Raw genomic sequence first — 23,736 nt, 5'->3', positions numbered from 1 at the left:
ACGCACGAGGGCCCCGGCCGTGACGACCGGGGCCCTGCGTCCTGCTGCGTCGACCGGCGACCGCCTACTCGGCGCCCGCCTGGTCGAGCTGGGCGACCTCGTCGGCCGAGAGCGCCCGGTCGAAGACCTTGACGTCGTCGACGGACCCGTCGAGGTAGTCCACCGGGTTGCCGCCGAACTTGCCGCGCCCGACCGCCAGCACGCCGGTCGCGGTGTCCGCCGTCGCCAGCACGCTGGTCGTGCCGGCCAGCTTGCCGTCGACGTAGATCTTCAGCGTCGAGGTCGTGGTGTCACGCACCCCGACCAGGTGGTACCAGCGCCCGGTCTCCGGCTTGCCCTCCTCGGACGCGAGCGCCCGCGCGCCGGTGAAGCTGAACGCCCACCGCTGGTCGGCCCCGGAGTACTGCAGGAAGAAGGCGCTGTTGGTGTCGCCGTCCTCGCTCACCACGGTCTGGAACGCACCGCCCGCGCTGTCCAGCCGCGCCCACGCCGAGACGGAGTAGTTCGTGCCCCGCGTCAGGACGACCGTCTTCTCCGTGTCGGCGAACTGGTCGCCCGTCAGGTGCAGCGCGGTGCCCGCACCGGCGGTCGGGCCGTCGACCCACGTCCCGCCGTTGCGCACGGTCAGGTCGTTCGACCCCACCGTGTCCTTCGCTGTGGTGCCCTGGCCCTCGTCGAGGGTCCAGTGCGCGACCCCGCCGAGGCCCGGCGTACCGGCCGGCGGTGCGGGCTGGGCCTCGCTGCCGGCGGCGATCACCGACAGGTTGCTGGCCCGGACGCGGGCCTCGTCGACCTTCTCGACCTGGCGGTCGTAGGTGAAGAAGCCGTTCTGCTCGCCCTCGACGTCGGTGATCTGGGTGTAGACACCGCCCGAGAGGCCGTTCTTGGCCCCGAGGTCACGCAGGTCGTCGTTGTTCGCGACGTACTTGTCGTTGAGCTCGGCGGCGTCCTTCACCGCGCCGTACGGGTTGATGGAGGCGGTCGGCCACAGGTGCCCCGGCACCGACAGGGTCAGGCCGCCGTGCTCGCCGTCGATCGAGGCCCGCTTCGCGTCGGGCGCCGGCAGGGCCGGCCCCTGGTACTGGTGGTAGTCGATGACGTCACCGTTGCCGGGGTCGCCGGGGGTGTCGCAGCAGTTCAGACCGCTGCGCGAGTCGACCAGACGGGTCGGGTCCTGCTTCTTGACCTGGTCGCCGAGGTCGGCCGCCGCCTGGACGCTCCACTGACCCCAACCCTCGTTGAAGGGCACCCAGCCGATGATCGAGGTGACGCCCTTGAGCTGGTCGACCATGCGCGAGGTCTCGCTGCGGAGGTTGGCCTTGTCGCTGCTGGTCAGCCGGTCGTTGCGGCCGGTCGGCAGCGCGGGCTGGTCCTGCCAGACCATCATCCCGAGCTTGTCGGCCCAGTAGTACCAGCGGGCCGGCTCCACCTTGATGTGCTTGCGGATCGTGTTGAAACCGAGGTCCTTCGTCTTCGCGATGTCGAACTTCAGCGCCTCGTCGGTCGGGGCGGTGTAGATGCCGTCGGGCCAGTAGCCCTGGTCCAGGGTGGCGAGCAGGAAGGTCGGCTTGCCGTTCAGCACGATGCGCTGCTTGCCGTTGACCTCCTTGAGCCCGATCGTGCGCAGGCCCGCGTAGCTCTCGACCTTGTCCACGCTCTTGCCGCGCTTGAGCGTGACCTTGAAGGTGTAGAGGAAGGGGTCGTCCGGGGTCCACAGGTGCGGCTTCGTGACGGCCAGCTTGAGCTTGGCGCTGGCGGCGCCGCTGACGCTCGCGACCTGCTTGCTGCCGGCGTACGCCTTGACGGTGATCTTGGCGTTCTTCGAGGGCCCGTTGATCGTGCTCGACACGGTGAAGGACTTGCGGTCGGAGTTCGGCGTCGCGGTGAAGGAGTCGAGGCTGGTGGCCGCGACCGGCTCGAGCCAGACCGACTGCCAGATGCCCGAGGCCGCGGTGTAGAAGATGCCGCTCGGGTCGAGGCGCTGCTTGCCGACGGGGATGTCCTCGCTGTCGACCGGCGAGGCGACGCCGACCACGATCTCCTGGAGGCCGGTCTTGCGCAGAGCGCTGGTGATGTCGACGCCGAAGGCCTCGTAGCCGCCGGTGTGCTGGGCGACCCGGGTCCCGTTGACCCAGACGGTCGCCGCGTAGTTGACCGCGCCGAAGTTGAGCCGGAGGTGCTTCTGGCCGGTGCGGTAGGACTTCGGCACCTCGACCGTGCGGCGGTAGAGCATGAAGTCGGAGTGCTCCATGACGCCGGACAGCGCCGACTCGGCCGGGAAGGGCACGAGGATCTGGCCGGAGAGCCTCTTGCCGAAGCGCGGTGCGGTGTAGCCGTCGGACGGCTCGTACTCCCAGAGACCGTTCAGGCTCTGCCAGGTCGGCTTCGCCGCGCTCGGCCGGGCCAGCTGCGGGCGCGGGTAGTCCGGCAGCGCGTTGGTCGGCGAGACCTCCGCGGTCCAGGGCGTGGCGAGGGGAGCGCTCTTGTCGCTCCAGGTGTTCGAGGCCGCCGCGGTGGCGGGGGAGGCCGGGGCCATCATGGTGAGGGCGGTACCGGCGGCGAGGAGTGCGCCGAGCGCACGCCCCCGTCGTGACATCTTCATGCAGACCAACTTCCTCGTCGGTTCGACGCCCGCGCCGCCGTCCGAAGCCGGCGCGCCGACGTGCAGGGGTTTCCGGGATCGTTGCAAATACCTGTCCGAAAGTCCAGGGCCTGAGGCGGGGAAGTCGAGGGCGTGGGCGAGAGCTGCCTCGCGAGCTCCCCGACCGGTCGTGCGGCGTGGGTAGCATGCGCCCGTGCGAACGATCGGCTACGTCTGGGTCGACGCCCTCGAGCACAACGGCCAGTTCCAGCGCGAGCTGCTGCGGCAGCGCGGGGTCGACGTGGTCTACGAGGACGTCAGCGCCAAGGTCGCCACGCAGATGCGTCCGCAGCTGACCGAGGCGCTGGACGCCATCGGCCCGGGCGACGTCCTGGTGGCGTGGCGCCTGGACCGGCTCGGCTCCACCATGTCCAGCGTCCTCGCCCTGCTCGAGCTGCTCGGACGCCGCGGGGTGGGCGTGACCACCGTCGCCGAGGGCCTCGACACCACCGCCGACGGCGGGGCCCTGCTGGGCGTGATCGCGGCCTTCACCGAGCTCGACCGCTGCCTCAGCCGGCAGAAGACGCTGAACGGCGTGTACGCGGCCCGCGCGCGCGGCCGGGTCGGCGGTCGCCCCCGGGCCCTGTCGGCGACCAACGTCGACCGCGTGCTGATGCTGCGCGAGCAGGGCAGCTCCGTGCGGGAGATCGCCGAGCAGCTCGGCACCTCGAGGGCCACGGTCTACCGCGTCCTCGACAGCGTGTCGCTCGAGGGCCGCGAGGAGCGCGACGCCCCGAGCACCTTCACGCTGTCGCTGCAGGGCCTGGCCGACCGGCACGACGACGCCCACCCGGCGACCGACTAGCCCGTCGCGCACCACCACCCGCTCGAGCACCCGCACCGCCACCCGGACCACGGGCGGTCTCGTCGACCCCTGCCCTGATCCGCACCCCGACCCCTGTCGCGACCCGCCAGGTCACGCTTCGGACTCGCGGCGCGTCGGGTCTGGACTTCAGGACAGGGTTTCGCAACACTGAGCGCGAATCGGACACGGTATTGAGACCGGTCCGTCGTCTACCTCTGGCAGCTGCCGCTGCCGTGCAACAAGGGAGTTGTCGCCATGTCCCCACGCCTGCCGTCACGCACGTCCCCGCTCGCCGCCGCCCTTGGGCGCCGCGGCGCCACAGGTGCCCTCGTCCTCGTCGCCACCGCCAGCCTGGCGCTCGCCGGCTGCACCAAGCCGGCCGAGCCGGCCGGCAGCACCGCCGGCGGGGGCTCCGGCGCCACGCCGGACACCGCCCAGGTGACCCAGGCCGCCTCCGGCCCCACCTGCTCCCTCGAGGAGTACAAGGGCGACAAGATCGACCTGGCCGACGCGGTCGTCGGCTTCTCGCAGTCGGAGAAGGAGGACAACCCCTTCCGCATCGCCGAGACGCAGTCGATCAAGGACGAGGCCACCAAGCAGGGCGTCAAGCAGCTGCTCACGACCAACGCGCAGTCGACGCTGTCGAAGCAGATCTCCGACATCCAGGACATGATCGCCAAGGGTGCGCAGGCCCTCATCGTCGCGCCCCTCAACTCCGACGGCCTGCAGCCGGCGCTCGAGGCCGCGCGGGCCAAGAACATCCCGGTGATCACGATCGACCGGCAGCTGACCAGCGGCGCCTGCGACACGTACGTCACCTTCCTCGGCTCGAACTTCGTCGAGCAGGGCAAGCGCGCCGCGCAGCAGCTGATCAAGGGCACCGGCGGCCAGGGCAAGGTCGCGATCCTGCTGGGCACCTCGGGCAACGGCGTCACCACCGACCGGACCAAGGGCTTCGTCGACGAGATCAAGGCCTCCGCGCCCGGCATCGAGATCGTGGCCCAGCAGACCGGCGACTTCGCCCGCGACAAGGGCCAGCAGGTCACCGAGCAGATCCTGCAGTCCAACAAGGACGTGACTGCGATCTACGCCGAGAACGACGAGATGGGCCTCGGGGCCCAGGCCGCGATCATCTCCGCGGGCAAGACGCCGGGCACCGACATCCAGATCTACTCGGTCGACGGCACCAAGAACGCGGTGTCGCAGATCGTCGCCGGGCAGTACAACGGCGTCATCGAGTCCAACCCCCGCTTCGGGCCGCTCGCCTTCGACACGCTGAAGAAGTTCGAGTCGGGCGAGCCCGTGGGTCAGAAGATCATCATCTCCGACTCCGAGTACGACGCGACCAACGCCAAGGACAAGGTCAACGCCGCGTACTGACGGCCCCGGACCGGCCGGCGCTCACCAGCGCCGGCCGGTCCACCCCTGTCCGCCCTCGCCCAGCCCCAGCAGCTCAGCTCCAGAGGAGACCCGTGACGACGACGTCATCACCGCCACCACCCGCGGCCGCGCCGCCGGGCGTCCCCGTGCTCGAGGCGCGGGGCGTCACCAAGCGCTTCGCCGGCGTCACCGCGCTGAGCGACATCGACTTCGCCGTGCACGCCGGCGACAGCATGGCGCTGATGGGCGAGAACGGCGCGGGCAAGTCCACGCTGATCAAAGTGCTGACGGGGGTGCACCAGCCCGAGGAGGGCGAGGTCGTGCTCTCCGGGAAGCCGGTCCGCTTCGGCCGTCCGCTCGACGCGCAGCGGGCGGGGGTCAGCACGATCTACCAGGAGGTCAACCTCGTCCCCCTGATGTCGGTCGCCCACAACATCTACCTCGGCCGCGAGCCGCGGCGCTTCGGCCTGGTGGACGAGCGCCGCATGAATGCCGACGCCCGCGCGCTGCTGAACGAGTACGCGATCGACGTGGACGTGACGGCACCCCTGCGCTCGCTCGCCCTGGGCGTGCAGCAGATGGTCGCGCTGGCCCGGGCGGTCAGCATCAACGCCTCCGTCGTGATCATGGACGAGCCGACCTCCTCGCTCGAGGCGCGGGAGGTCGAGACGCTCTTCGACGTCATCGCGCTGCTGCGCCGCCGGGGCATCGCGATCGTCTACGTGAGCCACCGGATGGACGAGATCTACCGCGTCTGCGACCGCGTCACCGTGCTGCGCGACGGGCGCGTCGTCCACGTGGGCGACCTGCACGGCCTCTCCCGCGTCGAGCTCGTGTCGATGATGCTCGGCCGCTCGGTGGAGAAGGTGCGCGGCGGCGGGGTCACGGCCTTCGGGGAGTCGGTCGCGACCCAGGCGGAGCCGGTGCTCGTGGCCGGGGACCTGACGCGGGCGCACCAGATCGAGGGCATCAGCCTCGAGATCCGCCCCGGCGAGGTGGTCGGGCTCGGCGGGCTGCTCGGCTCCGGGCGTTCGGAGACGCTCAAGGCGATGGCCGGGGTCATGCAGCTCGACCACGGCGGCGTGGTCGTCGACGGCCGTCCGGTGCGCAGCGGCTCGGTGCCCGCCGCGATCCGGGCCGGCGTCGTGATGCTCCCCGAGGACCGCAAGGCGGAGGGGATCATCCCCGGGCTGTCGGTGCGCGACAACATCGTGCTCGCCGCGCTGCCGCGGCTGTCGAAGGCCGGCTTCTCCTCGCGGCGCGCGCAGGACAAGGTCGTCGAGGTCTTCGTGCGACGGCTGCGGATCAAGGCGTCCAGCCCCGACCAGCTGGTCTCGGAGCTGTCCGGGGGCAACCAGCAGAAGGTGATGATCGCGCGCTGGCTCGCGATGAGCCCCAAGGTGCTCCTGCTCGACGAGCCCACCCGGGGCATCGACGTCGGCGCCAAGGCCGAGGTGCAGGCGCTGATCGACGAGCTGGCCCACGAGGGCCTGGCCATCGTGCTCGTCTCCTCCGAGCTGGAGGAGGTCGTCGAGGGCTCGGTGCGCGTGGTCGTGCTGCGCGACGGCCGCGTGGAGACCGAGCTGACGGGCGACGACGTGGACGAGCCGCACCTGCTCGCCGCCATCGCCGGGCGCGACGAGGAGCCCGACGCGGGCACGACCGACGAGGAGGGTCCCCGATGACGGCGTCCACGGTGACGATCGCGCTGCCCCGGCGGGGCTCGCTCGCCACGGGGCTGCAGCGCTGGGGCGTCTACATCGCCATCGCGCTGCTGCTGCTCTTCGACCTCGCGTTCACCCCCGACTTCGTCTCGGTCAGCAACCTGCGTACGCAGCTGGTCCAGGTCGTGCCGGTCCTGGTCGTCGCGCTGGGCATGGCCCTGGTGATCGGCACCGAGGGCATCGACCTCTCGGTCGGCGGCGTGATGGCCATCGCGGCCGCGGTGCTGCCGCTCTACATCGGCTACGGCTTCTGGCCGGCGGCGGTCGTCGCCCTGGTCGCCGGCGCGCTGGTCGGGCTGGCCAACGGCTCGCTCGTCGCCTTCGTCGGCGTCCAGCCGATCGTCGCGACGCTCGCGCTCATGGTCGCGGGCCGGGGCATCGCGCTGCTGATCGCCAACGAGCAGCTGGTGCCCGTCACCGACCCCACGGCCCTCGCGCTGGGCCGCGGGTCGCTGTTCGGGGTGCTGCCCTGGAGCGTGCTCATCGCCGCGCTGCTGGTCGTCGGGGTCGCGGTGCTCGTCAGCCGCACGACCTTCGGCAAGCAGCTGGTCGCCATCGGCGGCAACCGGCGGGCGAGCGAGCTGGCCGGCCTGCCGGTCAAGCGGAACCTGCTCGTCGTCTACATGCTCGCCGCCACGCTGGCGGCGAGCGCCGGGGTGCTCTCCACCGCGCGCCTCGGCGCCTCGGTGCCGTCCACGCTCGGCAACCTCATCGAGCTGTCCGCCATCACGGCCGTGGTGGTCGGCGGCACGCCGCTCTCCGGCGGCATGGTCAAGATCGGGGGCACCGTGGCCGGTGCGCTGCTGCTGCAGCTCCTGCGCGCGACGCTGATCGCGCACGACATCTCGGACTGGTACTCCCAGATCGTCCAGGCCGTGATCATCGTCGTCGCGGTCTACCTCCAGCGGCAGCGGGCGGTGCTCCGATGAGCGCCACGCCGACCACGGCCGAGGCCGTGGGACCCGTCGACGCCCGCCAGCTCGGTCGCGAGCGGCTGCTGGCCGCCGTGCAGGCGTACGGGGCCGCGATCGTGCTGGCGCTGGTGGTCGTGGTCGCCGGCTTCACCTTCCCGACCTTCTTCTCGGTCGGCAACTTCACCAACGTGCTCACCCAGAGCTCGTTCCCGCTGATCGTGGCCATCGGGATGACCTTCGTCATCCTCACCGGGGGCATCGACCTGTCGGTCGGCTCGGTCTTCGCGCTCGGCGGCGTCCTCGCCGCGCAGGCCTCGGTGCACGGCGTGGTGCCGGCGATCCTGCTCCCGCTCGTCGTCGGCGCCGCGATCGGCGCGGTCCAGGGCGCGCTCGTCGCGTGGGGCCGGATGGCGCCGTTCATCGTCACGCTCGCCGGGCTGCTCGCCTTCCGCGGCGTCGTGCTCGCCGTCACCGACGGCGGCTCGGAGACGCCGGTGATCGAGGACGCGACCACCATCGCGCTGGGCCAGGGGAGCCTGCTCGGGATCCACTGGACCGTCTGGATCGCCCTCGTCCTGCTGGCGCTCGGCGCCCTGCTGCTGCGGCGCTCCCGCTCGGGCCAGGCGGTGCTGGCCGTCGGCGGCTCGGAGTCGGCGGCGACGCTGATGGGCCTGCCGGTCGAGCGGGTGAAGTTCGGCGTCTACGTCCTGAGCGCGACCTGCGCGGCACTGGCCGGGGCGCTCAACGCGGCGTACTCGTCCTCGGGCGTGCCCACGGTCGGCGTCGGCCTCGAGCTGACCGCGATCTCCGCGGTCGTCATCGGCGGCACGCTGCTGAGCGGGGGCAAGGGCTCCCTCGGTGGCACGCTCGCCGGCGTCCTGCTGCTCAGCGTGATCTCCAACGTCATCAACCAGGTGGGTTCGCTGACGTCGTCGGTGCAGTCGATCGTGTCGGGCGGCTTCCTGGCCGTCGTGGTCGTCGTCCAGACGATCCTGTCGCGCCAGCAGAGACTCTGAGCCGTGGCGCACCCGCTGACCGGCGACGAGGTCCGCCTCCGCCACGGCCCGTACATCGCCTCGGTCGTGACGCTCGGGGCGAGCCTGCGCTCCCTCGCGCACGACGGCCGGCCGCTGGTCGTGCCCTTCGCCGCCGACCGGATGCGCCCGGTCTTCCGCGGGGCGCTGCTGGCGCCCTGGCCGAACCGGGTGGTCGACGGCCGCTACGCCTTCGAGGGCGAGCAGCAGCAGCTGGCCCTCAGCGAGCCCGACCGGGGCCACGCGCTCCACGGGCTCCTGGCGTGGGCGGACTGGCGCGTGGAGGCGGTCGCGGAGAACGCGGTCGGGCTCGCGACCGAGCTGGCGCCCAGCGCCGGCTACCCGCACCGGCTCGTCGTCGAGTGCGTGCACGCGCTGACCGACGACGGCCTGACCACCACGGTCGCGGCCCGCAGCCTCGGCACCCGCGCGCCGTACGGGGTCTCCGCGCACCCCTACCTCACCGCCGGTGGCGCCGACCTCGACACCTGCGTGCTCACGCTGCCGGCGGCGCGCTACGTCGAGACGACGGGCGCGCGGCTGCTGCCCGGGCCCGAGCGCGACGTGGCCATAGCGCCGTGGCCCGACTTCCGGCGACCGCAGGTCCTCGGCGACGCCCGGATCGACCACGCCTTCACCGGGCTCGACCGTGACGGCGAGGGACGCGCCCGCGTACGGCTCGAGGCGCCCGACGGCTTCGCCGCCGAGATGAGCTGGGGCGCCGAGCTGGGCTGGGTGCAGGTGCACACCGCCGACCGTCCCGAGCCCGAGCTCGACCGCGCCGGCCTGGCCGTCGAGCCGATGACCTGCCCGCCCGACGCCTTCAGCACCGGCGAGGACCTCGTCGTCCTCGAGCCCGGCGGGCGCCACAGCGCCTCGTGGCGGATCGCCGCGGCCGGTCCCGGCCTCTCCTGACCCGCCGGGCGGCGCGTCGCCGACCCCGGTCTGCCCGCGGTGGCGGCGAGGGTGCACCGTAGGCGCACGGTGGTCCGGGAACGACAGCGAGGAGCGCGGGACGTGGAGCAGGGCGGCAAGAAGAGCTTCGTCAACGTCATCGGCGGCGAGGAGCGGGAGAGCGCCGACCGCGCGACGCTCGACGTCGTGAACCCGGTGACGGGCGAGGTGTACGCGACCTCGCCGAACTCGGGCGAGGCCGACGTCGACGCCGCCTTCGCCGCGGCGGCGAGCGCCTTCGAGAAGCAGCGCTGGACCACCCCGTCGGAGCGGCAGCGTTCGCTGCTGACCCTCGCCGACCTCGTCGAGGAGTCGGCCCAGGAGCTGGCCGAGGTCGAGGTCGAGAACACCGGCAAGCCGCTCGGTCTCACGCTGTCGGAGGAGGTCGCGGTCGCGGTCGACCAGCTCCGCTTCTTCGCCGGGGCCGCCCGCGTGCTGGAGGGGCGCGCGTCGGGGGAGTACCTGCGCGGGCACACCTCCTCGGTCCGCCGCGAGCCGCGCGGGCCGGTCGCCCAGGTCACGCCCTGGAACTACCCGCTGATGATGGCCGTCTGGAAGATGGCGCCCGCTCTCGCCGCGGGCAACACCGTCGTCCTCAAGCCCTCGGACACCACCCCGGCCTCGACGGTCTGGCTGGGCCGCAAGGCCCAGGAGGCCTTCGCCCCCGGCGTCGTCAACGTGGTCTGCGGCGACCGTGACACCGGCGCCCGGCTCGCCTCGCACCCGGTGCCGCGGATGGTCTCGATCACGGGCTCGACCCGGGCGGGCATCGCGGTGGCCACGGCCGCGGCGCCCGACCTCAAGGTCGCCCACCTCGAGCTCGGCGGCAAGGCTCCGGTCGTGGTCTTCGACGACGCCGACCTCGAGGCCGCCGTCGAGGGCATCGCCACCGCCGGCTTCTTCAACGCCGGCCAGGACTGCACGGCCGCCACGCGCGTCATCTGCCAGGCGGGGGTGTACGACGACTTCGTCACGGCGCTCACCCGGGCCGCCGAGTCGACCCGGACGGGCTTCGACCCGGCCGACGACGACATCCTCTTCGGCCCGATCAACAACGCCAACCAGCTCGCCCACGTCTCCGGCCTGGTCGACCGCGTCGCCGACCACGCCCGGGTGGTGGCCGGCGGCCGGCAGGTGGGGGAGCGCGGCTTCTTCTACGCCCCGACGGTGATCGCGGACGTGCAGCAGGGCGACGAGGCGATCGTCACCGAGATCTTCGGGCCGGTGATCACCGTGCAGAAGTTCGGCGACGAGGACGAGGCGGTCCGCTTCGCCAACGACACCCAGTACGGGCTCGCCTCCTCCGTCTGGACCTCCGACGCGGGCCGCGCCGCGCGGGTGCCGGCGCGCCTCGACTTCGGCTGCGTGTGGGTCAACACCCACATCCCGCTCGTCGCCGAGATGCCGCACGGCGGCTTCAAGCACTCCGGCTACGGCAAGGACCTGTCGATGTACAGCCTCGAGGACTACACGCGCGTGAAGCACGTGATGCAGTTCCACGGGTTCGAGGGGTAGGTCCCAGCCTCAGCGGATCATCGACGACGCCCCCTGAGCCTGTCGAAGGGCCTCGAAGAGGTCGGCTCTTCCGGTCCGGCGACCCTCAGCGAACCATCGCCAGCACGTCCGCGACGAGACGGCGGGCGTACGCGTCGTCGACGCCGAGCCCGAAGACGACGTGGTGGTAGAGCGGGGCGATGACGTGGTCGAGGACCTGGTCGACGCTCGGGGTCTTCTCCCCGCGCTCGACCGCGTGGCGCACCACCTCGCGCGCCTGGTCCTGGCGCCGGTCGGTGACCGGGCAGCTCGCCCCCGGACCGCCGCGGGCCGCGACCATCGCGCGCAGGTAGCGCACCCGCTCCGGACGGCTGATGTCGCGGGCGATGGCCAGGGCCCACGCGGTCAGGTCGCCCTCGACCGACCCCGTGTCGGGCGCCGACTCGCCCTCCCGGGTCAGCGCGGCGACCGCGACCTCCTCGAGGAGCGCGTCGACGTCGTCCCAGCGCCGGTAGAGCGTGGTCGGTGTGACCCCGGCGCGCTCGGCGATGACCGGGAAGGTGATCCGCTCGGCCCCCTCGCCGACGAGCGCGCCGACGGACTCGTAGATCGAGGCGAGCACCCGGCTGCTGCGTCCGCCTGGCCGGCCCGCGGACGTCCCGGCAGAGGTCTCGGAGGAGGGCATGGAGCCATTATGGCAAAGATGTTGGCTTTAGCGGCGAACCTGGGCTACGGTCACAAAAGCCAAGATCGTGGCTTTACCTCGGAGGTCCCGTGCTCAGCCGCCCCGTCTCGTTCGTCGTCGCCGGAACCTTTGGTGCCGCGATCCTCACGGCCGCCTCGGCGCCGTCGCCGCTCTACCCCGTCTACCAGCGGCTGTGGGGGCTGTCGGCCTTCGCGCTGACCGTGGTCTTCGCCGTGTACGTCGTCGCGCTGCTCGCCTCGTTGCTCACGGTCGGGTCCCTGTCGGACCGCATCGGGCGCCGCCCGGTCGCCTCCGCCGCGCTGGCGCTCCTCGCGCTGGGGATGGTGCTCTTCGCCCGGGCCGGAGGAGCGGGCGACCTGGTCCTGGCGCGCGTCGTCCAGGGGATCGCGGTCGGGGCCGCCGCCGGGACCGGGACGGCGATGATCATGGACTCGGCGCCCGACCGCCGGACCGGCTCGGTGGTCAGCAGCGCCGTCCCGGCGGTGGGGATCGCGCTCGGCGCGGTCCTCGCCGGCACCCTCGTCGAGTTCGCGCCGCTGCCGCGCCAGCTCGTCTTCTGGGTGCTCGCCGCGGCGTACCTCGTGCTCGCGGTGCTGGTGTGGTTCGTCCACGAGCCCGTCCGTCCCGCGTCGGGGGAGCGCCCGCCGCTGTGGCGCGCGCTGCTGCCGAGCGCCGGCCTGCCCGCGGAGACGCGGCCGGCGTTCCTCGCGCTCGTACCCACGCTCGTGGCCACGTGGGCGCTCTCGGGGCTCTACCTCTCGCTCGGCTCGTCGATCATCGGCAGCGTCCTCGGCGTGCGGAGCCACTTCGTCGTCGGGGGTGTGCTCGGGGTCTTCTTCGTCTCCGGCGCGATCGGCACCGCCGTGTCGGTCGCCCTGCCGCCGCGGCCGCAGCAGTGGTCCGGGAACGCGGCCCTGGCCCTCGGCGTCCTGGTCACCGTCGGGGCCCTGGTCGAGCGCTCGACCCCGCTGTACGTCGTCGGCTCGGTGGTCGCCGGGCTCGGCTTCGGCGCGGCCTTCCGCTTCGCCGTCCACGCGCTCGGCGAGGCGGCTCCGGCGGGTGCGCGCGGGCAGGTCTTCGCGTCGATGTACGTCGTCAGCTACGTCGCCTTCAGCGTCCCGGCCCTCGCGGCCGGGCTGGCCGTCGGGCGGTTCGGGCTCGAGCCGACCGTCGTCGTGTACGGGGCGCTCGACGTCGCGCTGGTGCTCGTGGCCCTGGTCGTCGGGGCCGTACGCACGCGCCGCGCGGAGCGGGCGACCGCGCTGCGTCCCTGCGCCACGCTCGACGCCTGAGCGGAGGTCAGCCCGCCGTGCGCCCGGACTGACCCGGCAGGGCCTCCAGCTCCACCCAGAGCTCCTCGGGAACGGCCACGGCGCAACGCACCGCGTTCTGCGCGACCTCCTCGGCGGTCCGCACGCCGAGGGGGACCGACACCACGGCCGGGTGGCGCAGCGGGAACTGGGCGGCGACGTCCGGCAACGTCACGCCGTGGCGCTCGGCGAGGTCGGCGAGGGCGTGCACCCGGGAGAGCAGGCCGGGCGGCACGGGCCCGTGGTCGTAGGTCAGGTCGGGGGTGGGGCGCGGCCGGCTCAGCAGCCCTGAGCCGAACACGCCCGCGGCGACGTAGCCCACGCCCCGCTCGAGCGCGAGCGGGAGCAGCTCGGCCGCCGACTGCTGCTCCAGCACCGTGTAGCGGCCCGCCACCATCACGACGTCGAGGTCGGTGCGCCGGATGGCCTCGGCCGGCACCTCGGGGTGCTTCATGCCGACGCCGACCGCGCCGACCACGCCCTGGTCGCGCAGCTCGACGAGCGCGGGGATCGCCTCGGTGAAGGCGACCTCGGCGTACTCGTCGTCGGGGTCGTGGACGTAGACGATGTCGACGTGGTCGAGCCCGAGGCGCTCCAGGCTCCCCTCGAGGCTGCGCAGCACGCCGTCGCGGCTGTAGTCGCGGACCCGCTCGTGCGTCGCGGGCACGTCGAACTCGGGGTCCCGCTCGCCGGCCCGGCCCGGGGTCGGCACGAGCAGCCGCCCGACCTTGGTCGACACGGCGAAGGCGTCGCGCGGGCGACCGGCGAGCGCGTCGCCGAGCCGGCGTTCGGAGAGCCCGAGCCCGTAGTGCGGTGCGGTGTCGAAGTAGCGGATCCCGTGGTCCCAGGCCGCGTCGATCGCGGCCTGCGCGACGTCGTCGTCGAGGGCCGTCGGCAAGTTGCCGAGCTGCGCCCCGCCGAAGCCGACCTCGGTCAGCGCCAGCCCCGTCCGCAGCCGGCGCACCGGCATCTCCTGCGCCTCGTCCACGCGCGCCTTCCTACACCCGCCCGGGGAGCCGGGGACGTCAGGCCCGGACGCCGATGGTCAGCAGCAGGTTGGCGCAGATGCGCTGGTCCCCGGTCGCGACGACGAAGGCGACGTCCGGCCCGCGGGCGGCCTCGTAGAAGGCGAACCGCTCCACGACGGAGAAGTCGACCGACTCGCCGAGCAGCTGCTGGTACTCCTCGTGCGCCGGCACGTGGCCGTTGTCGGGCAGCGCCATCACGTGCGCCGCCTCGACGTTCACGGCCTCGAGGATCGGCCTGAGCACCTGCGTGACGCTGAGCAGGCCGGGCTGCAGGTTGAGGTGGATCACCGGGGCGCCGAGCGGCTTGGCGGTCGCGGCGGGGTAGTTCCCGTCGGCCAGCAGCACCTGCGAGCCGTGGCCGGCGGCGGCCAGCGCCCCCAGCAGAGGCGGGTGGGTGAGGGTGTAGTTGAGCACGGGTGCCTCCTGGCGGGTGGGTTGCTGAGGTCGGGTGAGGTGCGGCGTGCGGTGCGGGTCAGGCGCGCGGGCGCGCCACGGAACCGCCGGGCACGAGCTCGGCGGGCAGCACCACCCGCCGGGCGGGCCGGGTGTCCGGCTCCTGCTCGAGCCGCTCGCGCATCAGCTCGGCGGCCCGTACGGCGATCTCGTGGGTGGGCTGGACGACCATCGACAGCCGGGGCTTGGTGACCTGGGCGAGCACGAGGGAGTCGAAGCCGACGAAGGAGAGGTCCTCGGGGACGCGGAGGCCGGACTCGTTCAGCGCGATGAGCGCCCCGACGGTGAGCTCGTAGTTGAGGCAGACGACCGCGGTGGGCCGGTCGGGCTCGGCGAGCAGGCTGCGCATCCCGACGACGCCGGACTCGACGGTGATGGGTCCGGTCCGCACCATCGCGGGGTCCGCGTCGAGGTCGCGCTGCCGCAGCGCCTCGGCGAAGCCCCCGTAGCGCCCGCGCAGGCTCCAGATGTCGGACGGCCCGGCAAGCACCGCGATCCGGCGGTGCCCGTGGTCGGCCAGGTGGCGCACGGCCTGCTGCGCGGCGTCGGCGTTGTCGAGCACGACGGCGTCGCACTCGAGCCCGTCGACGAGCCGGTCGATGAGCACCACGGGCAGCCCGCGGGCGGAGACCTGCGTCAGCGGGGCGGCGTCGTGCGCGGAGGGGACCGCGATGATGCCGTCGACCATCCGGTCGGCGAGCGCGTCGACGCTGCCCTGCTGGCCCTCGACGTCGCGGCTGGCGCTGACCACGACCCCCACGCCCGCGGCGCTCAGCGACGCCTCGATCCCAGCGATGATGCTGAGGTGGAAGTTGTTGTCGAGCACCGGCAGCAGCACCCCGACCGTGCGTGAGCGCTGCGTGCGCAGGCTGCGGGCCACGGTGTTGACGCGGTAGCCGAGCTCGTTGACGGCCGCCTCGACGGCGAGGCGGTTCGACTCGCGCAGCGGCAGGCCGTTGAAGTACTTCGAGATCGTCGACAGCGACAGGCCCGTGTGCTCCTGCAGGTCCTTGTAGGTGACCGACGGACGGCCCGGTCTGCCGGTCCTGGTCCGCGGGTCGCTCACGTCCTCATCCTGCCGCGCGCACCGAGCGCTCGAAGCCGGGCGCGGTCGCGACGGTGCCGTCGACGTCCCAGAGGTCCTCCCACGAGCGCGCGCCGGGCCACAGGAACACCTGGCCCTTGATCAGCCGGTCGCCGGCGTCGGCGTCGGCGAGCGCGGCCAGCTCCTGCTCCGAGAGCGGGTCCTCGGTGACGGCGCGGAGGTTGGCCACGTACTGCTCGCGCTTGACCGAGAAGGGGATCGGGACCTGCCCGCGGGCGACGGCCCACTTGAGGCAGACGAGTGCCGGGTGGACGCCGTGCGCCTGCGCCGCCGCGACGACGGCCGGGTGCTCGGTGTCGACGTGGTCACCCGGCGTCCGGTCGCGCTCGGGGCGCGAGGGGGAGCCGAGGGGGGAGTAGCCGACGGGCTGGACGCCCTGCGCCACGCACAGGTCGAAGAGCTCGGGCTGCTGGAAGCAGGGGTGCAGCTCCATCTCGTTCAGCGCGGGCCGGATCCGCGCGTCGCGCAGGATCAGCCCGAGCTTGGGCACGGTGACGTTCGACAGGCCGAGGTGGCGCACGAGGCCGGCGTCGACGAGCGACTCCATCGCCTGCCAGGTCTCCATGAACTCGTCGTGCAGGTACGGCCGCGCGTGCGGGTCGCGGGCGTCGGTGTCGACGCCCGGCGCGTGGTGGTTGGGGAAGGGCCAGTGCACGAAGTAGCCGTCGAGGTGGTCCAGGCCGAGGTCGGCGAGCGTACGGCGGACCGAGTGGGCCACGCCCTCGGCGCCGTGGCTGTCGTTCCACAGCTTCGACATGACGAAGAGGTCGTCGCGGGCGACCACGCCGTCGCCGAACGCCCCGCTCAGCACGCGGCCGATGTCGGGCTCGTTGCCGTAGACCGAGGCGCAGTCGACGAGCCGGTAGCCGACCTTGAGCGCGCCACGGACCGCCTCGGCGACCTGGGCGAAGCCGTAGCGGTCCGAGCCGAAGGTGCCCATGCCGATGGCCGGCATGGTGCTGCCGTCGGCCAGCGTGCGCAGGGGGACCGAGGCCGGGTCGACAGCGCTGGCGGTCAGGTCGGCGTTGACGCCAGGGCTCGCACTCACAGGGACTCCTTCGGGCGGAGAGGCGCGCTCCCCAAAGACGAAACGATTCGACCGGACCCTACGAGGGCGTGGCACCGCTGTCAACGATCTCCGATCGTGATCAAACGTCGGCACCAGAGTCGTTGACAGTGCGGGAGCGGCGTGAGTAGGTTCCCTCTCGTCCAGAACGCAAAACGTTTCGCCCGGCGGGTTCGCCGACCTGGCGCGTGACAGGAGAGTCAATGAAGACCAAGGACATCGCGGCTCGGCCGCGGACCACGCTGGGCCTGGTCGGCGCCGCGCTCGCGCTGCTCGTGGCCTCGGCGTGCGGCGGCGGGGGCGGGCTCCCGGGCCAGCCGGGTGCCTCGGCGCCGGCGCAGACGGACTCCGGCGGCGCGATCACCGTGTGGGTCGACCCGCCCCGCGTGCCCGCGGCGGAGGCGTTCAAGAAGGCGCACCCCGAGATCCCGACGACGATCAACCAGATCGACGGCACGGTCGGCAGCAAGGCGCTCTCGCAGCAGTTCGCGCAGTTCAACCAGGCCAAGCAGGGCTGGCCGGACGCGATCTTCTTCCCGTCCAACGACGACATCGCCTGGGCCGCCGGCGCGCAGATCAACTACGCCGCCGACCTGACCTCGCTGGTGCCCGACACGATCAAGAACTACGACCCGGCGATCCTCGCCCCGTGCAACATCGACGACAAGATCCGGTGCCTGCGCAACGACGCGGCCCCGGACGTGTTCTGGTACAACAAGAAGTTCTTCGACGCCAACGGCTACACCCCGCCGAAGACGTGGGAGGACTACGGGACGCTCGCGGTCAAGATCGCCTCCGAGCACCCGGGCAAGGTCAGCGCGTTCCTCGGCGACGCGTACGCGCCGGACCGCTACCTGTGGGCGAGCGGCTGCCCGACCAACCAGCGCCTGTCCGAGACCTCGGTGCTGATCAACCTCGACGACGCCAAGTGCCAGCGGGCCAAGAAGCTCGTCGCCGAGATGGTCCAGGGCAAGGCGGCCTCGAACCTCGGCATCTTCGACGCCGACGCGGCCAAGACCGGCAAGGACCTGGTCATGAGCCCCGGGGCGCTCTGGTGGGGCGACTACCTGTTCAACCAGACCTGGAAGATCGACGCGGGCACGATGACGGCGACCGAGCCGCTGACCTGGCAGGGCGAGTCCAAGCCCTCCACCGGCAACGAGGGCGGCGGCCTGTGGGGCGTCTCCAGCCACATCACCGGCAAGCAGCTCGACAACACGCTCACCTTCGCCAAGTTCGTGGTCAGCGACCCGCGCTGGCAGGTCGAGCTGAGCACCGGGCTGCCGGCGTACGGGCCCGTCCAGGACGACTGGATCGCCAAGCAGAAGTCCGCGAAGTACTTCGCCGACAACGACGCGACCTTCTCGGCCTTCAAGACCGCGGCCACCTACGTCCCCGGCGACCACGCGTACACGCTCTACAACACCGGCGGCATCTGGACCGAGACCGTCGCCAAGGACCTCGTCGCCGGCAAGAGCTTCGACGACGCCTGGACGAACTTCGGCAGCGAGCTGAACAACCAGGCCAAGTCCCAGGGCTACGAGGTGAAGACCACCCCATGACCGTGGCCTCCTCGGCCTCGACGGGTTCCGTGGTGACGGCCGAGGCCGTCACCACGGGCCCGCCCGGGCAGCCGTCTCGACGCACCTCGCGGCGCGTCGAGACGGCCGGCGCGTGGACGCTCTGCGCGCCGTACGTCGTCCTGCTGCTGATCGCGGGGGTGATCCCGATCGGCTACGCCTTCGTGACCGCGCTGCAGACCCCGCCGACCCCGCTCAACCCGGCGGTCGGCTTCGGCGGGCTCAAGAGCTTCGAGACCGTCGTCACCGACTTCCGCTTCCTGCGGACCTTCGGCAACATCGCCAGCGTCCTGGTCGTGTGGCTGCCGATCATGATGATCGGCGTCGTCGGCCTGGCGCTGCTCGTGCACGCGAGCCCGGGCCGCTTCGGCAACGCCATGCGGTTCATCTACTACGTGCCCGGTGCGCTGGCCGGCGTGGCGAACTTCGTGCTCTGGGTCTACCTGCTCAACCCGAGCTCGTCGCCGATCCAGGGCTTCTGGAACGCGCTCGGGCTGACCGACATCAAGTCGGTCGTCGTCTCGGGGAACAACCTGTCCTTCATCCTCGCGGCGATGCTCTTCTTCCAGGGCGTCGGCACCTGGATCGTGATCGTCAACGGCGGCCTGAACGGCATCGACGACGCCGTGCTCGAGGCCGCGCAGATCGACGGCGCCGGTCCCTGGCGGGTGGCGTGGGACGTCAAGCTGCCGATCATCCGGCCGTGGATCGGCTACGCCGCCCTGATGAACCTCGCGTACGGCTTCCAGCTCTTCCTGGAGCCGCAGCTGCTCGACCAGGTGGCGTCCAACGCGCTGCCCGACCAGTACTCGCCGAGCCAGCTCGGCTACGCGTTCGCGTTCTCGAACTACAACTTCCCGGCCGCCGCCGCGATGTCGCTCATCCTGCTCGCGATCACGCTGGGGATCGGCCTGATCATCGTCTTCAAGAGCGGGCTGTTCAGCGAGGAGACCAACTGATGGCCGTCGCCGTAGCGACTCCCGAGGCGAGTGCGCGCACGGGCGCCGGTCGTCGTCCGATGTCGCTGAACCGTCTGGCCCGCATCGTCACGATGCTCCTCGTCGCGGCCGCCTTCGTGTTCCCGATCGTCGGCTTCGTCGCCATGTCCTTCCGCGACGCCGACGAGGTGGCGGCCGGGCAGGGCGGCTTCCTGGGGCTCGGCGGGGTGTCGTGGAGCAACGCCGTCTACTCCTGGTCGCAGGTCAACGGCTTCGGGCCGGGCAGCGGCGGGCTGTTCGTCCGCTGGATGGCCAACTCGCTGGTCGTCTCCGTCGGCGGCGCCCTGATCGCGGTCGTCGCCGCGATCCCGGCCGGCTACGCGATGGCCCGGCTGCGGTTCCGCGGCCGGCGGGTGCTGCTCTTCGTGACGCTGCTGGCGATGGTCATGCCGAACACGGTCCTGGTCATCCCGCTCTTCCTCGAGGTCGCGGCCATCGGCGCGGTCGGGCAGCTGTGGCCGGTCGTGGTGATCATGGGGTTCTTCCCCTTCGGGACCTACCTCGCCTACATCCACTTCATGACCACCATGCCGCCCGAGCTGGTGGAGGCGGCGCGCATCGACGGGCTGAACGAGATCTCGATCTTCACGAAGGTCGCGGTCCCGATCTCCAAGCAGGCCGTCGCGCTGGTCACGTTCTTCTCCTTCGTGGCCAACTGGACGAACTTCTTCCTGCCGCTCGCGCTGCTCAGCTCCAACCAGAACAACAACACGGTCTCGATCGGCCTGCAGCAGCTGATCGGCGCGAGCCCGCTGTTCAACCCGACCGTCGCGGCCGGGCTGAACGTCAAGCTCTACATGCCCCAGCTCGCCCTGGCGACGTTCCTCAGCATGCTGCCGCTGCTGATCGTCTTCCTCGGCGCGCAGCGCTTCCTGATGCGCGGCCAGACGGTGGGAGCGGTCAAGGGCTGAGCACGTGGTGCCCGGCGTCGAGCTCGATCCGGCAGCCGGACAGCACCAGCGTGATCGACCGGTCCGTGTCGAGGACGACCTCGCCGCCCTCGGCCACCGCGTCGAGGGTGGCGGGGCCGCACCGCAGCCGACGGATGCCCTGACGACCCGGCCCGTCGGGGTCCCAGTGCACCGTCTGCGCGGTGGCGTCGACGCGGAAGCCGAGCACGTGCTCGATCAGCATCGAGATCGGTCCGAGCGCCGACCAGCCGCAGAACGCCGGCCGCACCGTGGTCCGACCGTCCTTGTCCGTCGCAGGCCTCGCTTCGACGGGCGCATACGCCTCCCAGATCGTCTGCGGGGAGCAGCCTGACCAGGTCGCGGCCATGTGGTCCAGCAGGGCCCGCGACGCGGTCCGCGCCAGCCCCGCGTGGCCGTGGTCGGCCAAGGCGCGAGCGCTCATGTACGCCAGCGGCACCCAGACGCCGCCGCGCCAGTACTGCCCGTCGGCGCGGAAGGCCGGGTCGTCCCGGGCGACCGACGGCCACGGCACCGGGCCGCCCAACTTGCCCGGGTCAGCAAGGAGATCGGCCAGCGCGTGCGCCTGCTCCGGGCTGCAGGCCCCGGCCAGCAACGGCCAGTAAGCCGCCGGCGTGACCACGCGCCGGAACGGGAAGGGCGCGGTCTCCACGCGGTCGTAGAAGGTCTGGTCCTCGTCGTCCCAGTGGTGCTGGAGCTCGGCGCAGAGCGACGCGTGCCGGGCCTCGTACTCCTCGGCCAGCGCAGGCCGGTCGACGAGCCGGGCGAGGCGGGCGATGCTCTGCGCGGAGAGCGCCTGCTGGGCCAGGGCGTCGAGCCACAGGATGCCGCCCCGGGAGTTGCCGTACCAGGTGGCCTCGCCGGCCCGGGGCGTGTTGTCCATGCCGCTCTGGATGGCGCCCCAGCGGTAGCCCTCCGGGCGCCGTTCGATCGTCGTCGGCATGACCGAGACGGGCAGGACCGTCCTGGGGGCGACCGTGTCGAACCAGGCAAAGTGCCGCTGCAGGTAGCCGGCGTCCAGCAGCCGGGCCACGTGCTCGAGGTCGCCGGTGTGGCGGACGTACTCCTCCTCGGCCCAGGCGAAGAGCGGCGGGTTGTCGGGGTGCTGGATCTGCAGCGCCGAGGGCGCGCCGTCGTGCAGCGGGCCGTAGAAGTTCTGCAGGCTCTCGATGCCCGGGAAGTCCTCGGGCGCGTACTTGCAGAAGTGGGTCATCAGGCAGGTGTCCCAGATCCAGATGACGTCGGGGTCGAAGCCCTCGTCCATGTAGGGCGAGCGCGGGACGCCGGCCTGCTCGACGACGTGGGTCCACGCCGTCTCCCAGGCCGTCCAGTAGAGCGCGACCAGGTCCGGTGCTGCGTCGAGGACGGGCTCCGGCAGGCGGGTGAGGTCGAGACGGTGGTCCGGCCGGGAAGGAGGCACGCGCTCGACCGTAGCCGCGCCGTCCGACGGTTCCGGCGACCCGCCGGGGTGGCCCCTCAGGCTCGGTGTCGACCGTGCGATTCTGCCCGGATGAGCACCGTCGTCGACCAGGACCGGCCGAGCGCCGGGCGTACGTTCTTCGGCCACCCGCTGGGCCTGGCGAACCTCGCCGGCGTGGAGATGTGGGAGCGGTTCAGCTTCTACGGGATGCAGGGCATCCTCGTCTACTACCTGTACTACAGCCTGACCGAGGGTGGGCTCGGGCTGGAGCAGGGCGCCGCGACGTCGATCGTCGGCGCGTACGGCGGGCTCGTCTACCTCTCGGCGATCCTCGGCGCCTGGGTCGCCGACCGCCTCCTCGGCGCGGAACGCACCCTGCTCGTCGCCGCCGTCGTGATCATGCTCGGCCACATCTCGCTCGCCGTCGTCCCCGGGCTCGGCGGGGTCGGGATCGGGCTGGTGTGCATCGCGCTCGGCTCAGGTTCGCTGAAGACGACGACCAGCTCGGTGCTCGGCGACCTTTACTCGCCGGAGGACACGCGGCGCGACGCCGGCTTCTCGATCTACTACATGGGCGTCAACATCGGTGCCCTGGTCGGGCCGCTGCTCACCGGTCTGCTGCAGGGCATGAAGGGCTTCCACTGGGGCTTCGGGCTGGCCGCCGTCGGCATGGCGCTCGGCCTCACCCAGTACCTGCTGCTGCGCCGGCGCACCCTCGGCGGCGTCGGCCACACGGTCGCCAACCCGCTCGACCGCCGCGGCAAGGTCAGGTACGGCAGCGCGGCGGTCGTCGTCGTGCTGCTGGTCGTCGTGCTCTCCGTCGCGGGCATCATCACCGCCGACCGGCTCTCGGCCATCGTCGTCGGCGTGACCGTCGTGGCCACCGTCGCGCTGTTCGCGGTGATCCTGACCTCGAACAAGATCACCGCCGACGAGCGCAGCCGGGTGGTCTCGTTCATCCCGATGTTCGTCGCGAGCGCGGTCTTCTGGTCGCTGTTCCAGCAGCAGAGCACCGTCGTCGCCGTGTACGCCGACCAGCGCCTGGACCGGGACGTCTTCGGCTGGACGATGCCGCCGAGCTTCGTGCAGTCGATCAACCCGATCTTCATCATCGTCTTCGCCGGTGTGTTCGCGGCGCTGTGGACGCGGCTGGGGGACCGTCAGCCGCCGACGCCCGTGAAGTTCGCGCTCGGCACCCTCTTCATGGGCGTCGCGTTCCTGCTGTTCCTGCCGTACGCGAACGGCGCCGCCAACAGCACGCCGCTGCTCTGGCTGGTGCTGATCCTGTTCTTCTTCACCCTCGCCGAGCTCTGCCTGTCACCCGTGGGGCAGTCGCTGTCGACCAAGCTCGCGCCGGCCGCCTTCCACACCCAGATGATCGCGCTCTACTTCCTCTCGATCGCCGTGGGCACCGCGACCGCCGGGACGCTGGCCGGCTTCTACGACCCGGAGTCCGAGACCCCGTACTTCCTGATCATCGGCGCCGCCTCGATCGCGGTAGGGGTATTGCTGCTCGTGGGTCGGCGCTGGATCAGCAGGCGGATGGTGGGCGTTCGCTGAGGTCGGTCCACCTCCGGCTACAACCTCACCGCAGTGGCGGGTCCGCAGGCGATGACGACCCGGTTCGCAGCCCGCTTCGCCCACTCCCCGAGGCAGACCTGGATGCGGTAGTCGGCGTTCTCGCGGAGACCACCGAGCCCTGCGCAGGTCGTCGAACCGGAGCCTGAGTGGTTCCAGTACCGAACCTTCTTCCCGGGCTCCCCGGCGGGCCAGTAGACGCCGACGCTGCTGCGTCCGTCGGCCTGGGTGTCGGCCACGCACAACTTGTTCGTCTCGTCGGTGTAGCGAGCCCGTGCCGCCAGGTCGAGGCCGGAGGTCGCCGGGGGCGAGCCGTAGCAGTCGTTGCCGCCGTCGTCGGAGTAGCAGTTGGCCGTGTAGCTCTCGGCACTCGCCGTCTGGGCGCCGGCCACCACCACCGCGGACGCTGCGGCGCCCACGAGCACGGCTCGAAGAAGTCTGAACATGTCGCTCCCTGGTCGGGCGGGGACCCAGGCGGTCCCGGTCGGCAGACCGTAGCCGCCAGAGGGGGCACTCGTGCTGGCAGGACCTCGCGGCGGGCGCAGTTCTTCCCTGGAAAGCCGTGCGGCTGCGCTTCTGCTGCCGCATCCTTACCCGACGCCTACTCACTCCGAGGA

At 72.0% G+C, this 23,736-nt stretch carries 20 protein-coding genes; 12 read left to right on the top strand and 8 right to left on the bottom strand.

The window, feature by feature from the left end; translation table 11 throughout:
- Nucleotides 1–64: 64 nt before the first annotated feature.
- Nucleotides 65–2,602, bottom strand: coding sequence for a LamG-like jellyroll fold domain-containing protein (locus BLU42_RS09640; RefSeq protein WP_197680696.1), 2,538 nt, complete (start codon nt 2,600–2,602; stop codon nt 65–67).
- 193 nt (nt 2,603–2,795) lie between these two features.
- On the opposite strand from BLU42_RS09640, the gene BLU42_RS09635 reads away from it, so the two are divergent.
- The 7 genes from BLU42_RS09635 to BLU42_RS09605 all read left to right on the top strand — a co-directional run bounded on the left by BLU42_RS09635 (nt 2,796) and on the right by BLU42_RS09605 (nt 10,967).
- The gene (locus BLU42_RS09635) at nt 2,796–3,446 is read left to right on the top strand and encodes a recombinase family protein (RefSeq protein ID WP_091074248.1); all 651 of its coding nucleotides are present in this window, start codon (nt 2,796–2,798) and stop codon (nt 3,444–3,446) included.
- A gap of 255 nt (nt 3,447–3,701) precedes the next feature.
- Nucleotides 3,702–4,826 carry an ABC transporter substrate-binding protein gene (locus BLU42_RS09630; RefSeq protein ID WP_091074247.1) on the top strand — a complete coding sequence of 375 codons (1,125 nt, stop codon included), beginning with the start codon at nt 3,702–3,704 and terminating at the stop codon, nt 4,824–4,826.
- Between the two features lie 92 nt (nt 4,827–4,918).
- A complete protein-coding gene (locus tag BLU42_RS09625) occupies nt 4,919–6,511 on the top strand; it encodes a sugar ABC transporter ATP-binding protein (RefSeq protein ID WP_091074246.1) in 1,593 nt (530 codons plus the stop codon).
- Nucleotides 6,508–7,479 (top strand): ABC transporter permease, encoded by a 972-nt coding sequence (locus tag BLU42_RS09620; protein WP_091074245.1) that lies wholly within the window; start codon nt 6,508–6,510, stop codon nt 7,477–7,479. Before BLU42_RS09625 ends, BLU42_RS09620 begins: the two co-directional genes overlap by 4 nt.
- Entirely contained in the window at nt 7,476–8,480 is a 1,005-nt protein-coding gene (locus BLU42_RS09615; RefSeq protein WP_091074244.1) for an ABC transporter permease, read from the top strand. Before BLU42_RS09620 ends, BLU42_RS09615 begins: the two co-directional genes overlap by 4 nt.
- A 3-nt stretch (nt 8,481–8,483) precedes the next feature.
- The gene (locus BLU42_RS09610; RefSeq protein ID WP_091074243.1) at nt 8,484–9,413 is read left to right on the top strand and encodes an aldose 1-epimerase family protein; all 930 of its coding nucleotides are present in this window, start codon (nt 8,484–8,486) and stop codon (nt 9,411–9,413) included.
- A 102-nt stretch (nt 9,414–9,515) separates the two neighbouring features.
- Nucleotides 9,516–10,967 carry a gamma-aminobutyraldehyde dehydrogenase gene (locus BLU42_RS09605; RefSeq protein WP_091074242.1) on the top strand — a complete coding sequence of 484 codons (1,452 nt, stop codon included), beginning with the start codon at nt 9,516–9,518 and terminating at the stop codon, nt 10,965–10,967.
- Between the two features lie 85 nt (nt 10,968–11,052).
- Here the strand turns inward: BLU42_RS09605 and BLU42_RS09600 are convergent, their stop codons facing one another.
- Nucleotides 11,053–11,631: a TetR/AcrR family transcriptional regulator gene (locus BLU42_RS09600; protein ID WP_091074241.1), complete on the bottom strand. Its 579-nt coding sequence runs from the start codon at nt 11,629–11,631 to the stop codon at nt 11,053–11,055.
- Between the two features lie 89 nt (nt 11,632–11,720).
- On the opposite strand from BLU42_RS09600, the gene BLU42_RS09595 reads away from it, so the two are divergent.
- A complete protein-coding gene (locus BLU42_RS09595; protein ID WP_157719909.1) occupies nt 11,721–12,944 on the top strand; it encodes an MFS transporter in 1,224 nt (407 codons plus the stop codon).
- A gap of 7 nt (nt 12,945–12,951) precedes the next feature.
- On the opposite strand, the gene BLU42_RS09590 is transcribed toward BLU42_RS09595, so the two are convergent.
- From BLU42_RS09590 to BLU42_RS09575, 4 genes are read right to left on the bottom strand one after another with little or no spacing between them, the layout of a single operon-like run.
- A complete protein-coding gene (locus tag BLU42_RS09590) occupies nt 12,952–13,950 on the bottom strand; it encodes an aldo/keto reductase (RefSeq protein ID WP_231918536.1) in 999 nt (332 codons plus the stop codon).
- Nucleotides 13,951–13,987: 37 nt separating this feature from the next.
- Nucleotides 13,988–14,404: an RbsD/FucU family protein gene (locus BLU42_RS09585; protein ID WP_091074239.1), complete on the bottom strand. Its 417-nt coding sequence runs from the start codon at nt 14,402–14,404 to the stop codon at nt 13,988–13,990.
- 58 nt (nt 14,405–14,462) lie between these two features.
- A complete protein-coding gene (locus tag BLU42_RS09580; protein ID WP_091074238.1) occupies nt 14,463–15,509 on the bottom strand; it encodes a LacI family DNA-binding transcriptional regulator in 1,047 nt (348 codons plus the stop codon).
- 4 nt (nt 15,510–15,513) lie between these two features.
- Nucleotides 15,514–16,596, bottom strand: a complete 1,083-nt coding sequence (locus BLU42_RS09575; protein WP_197680695.1) for an aldo/keto reductase — start codon at nt 16,594–16,596, stop codon at nt 15,514–15,516.
- A 221-nt stretch (nt 16,597–16,817) separates the two neighbouring features.
- On the opposite strand from BLU42_RS09575, the gene BLU42_RS09570 reads away from it, so the two are divergent.
- From BLU42_RS09570 to BLU42_RS09560, 3 genes are read left to right on the top strand one after another with little or no spacing between them, the layout of a single operon-like run.
- Nucleotides 16,818–18,176 (top strand): ABC transporter substrate-binding protein, encoded by a 1,359-nt coding sequence (locus BLU42_RS09570; RefSeq protein WP_091074237.1) that lies wholly within the window; start codon nt 16,818–16,820, stop codon nt 18,174–18,176.
- Nucleotides 18,173–19,153, top strand: coding sequence for a carbohydrate ABC transporter permease (locus BLU42_RS09565; RefSeq protein WP_091074236.1), 981 nt, complete (start codon nt 18,173–18,175; stop codon nt 19,151–19,153). The genes BLU42_RS09570 and BLU42_RS09565 overlap by 4 nt, the downstream gene beginning before the upstream one ends.
- Nucleotides 19,154–19,212: 59 nt before the next feature.
- A complete protein-coding gene (locus BLU42_RS09560; protein WP_091074235.1) occupies nt 19,213–20,103 on the top strand; it encodes a carbohydrate ABC transporter permease in 891 nt (296 codons plus the stop codon).
- Here BLU42_RS09560 and BLU42_RS09555 read toward each other — a convergent pair.
- Complete coding sequence (locus BLU42_RS09555) at nt 20,093–21,541, bottom strand: MGH1-like glycoside hydrolase domain-containing protein (protein ID WP_091074234.1); 1,449 nt, start codon at nt 21,539–21,541, stop codon at nt 20,093–20,095. The two genes, BLU42_RS09560 and BLU42_RS09555, sit on opposite strands and share 11 nt — an antisense overlap.
- A 90-nt stretch (nt 21,542–21,631) precedes the next feature.
- Here BLU42_RS09555 and BLU42_RS09550 point away from each other — a divergent pair, with 90 nt between their 5' ends.
- The gene (locus BLU42_RS09550; RefSeq protein ID WP_091074233.1) at nt 21,632–23,101 is read left to right on the top strand and encodes a peptide MFS transporter; all 1,470 of its coding nucleotides are present in this window, start codon (nt 21,632–21,634) and stop codon (nt 23,099–23,101) included.
- Between the two features lie 17 nt (nt 23,102–23,118).
- Here BLU42_RS09550 and BLU42_RS09545 read toward each other — a convergent pair whose 3' ends face one another.
- The gene (locus BLU42_RS09545) at nt 23,119–23,565 is read right to left on the bottom strand and encodes a hypothetical protein (protein ID WP_157719908.1); all 447 of its coding nucleotides are present in this window, start codon (nt 23,563–23,565) and stop codon (nt 23,119–23,121) included.
- Nucleotides 23,566–23,736: the final 171 nt, after the last annotated feature.

This window comes from Microlunatus sagamiharensis, assembly GCF_900105785.1.
GTDB lineage: Bacteria > Actinomycetota > Actinomycetes > Propionibacteriales > Propionibacteriaceae > Microlunatus > Microlunatus sagamiharensis.
The sequence above is the reverse complement of the archived record's forward strand: the minus strand, read 5'-3'. Positions and strand labels throughout refer to the sequence as shown.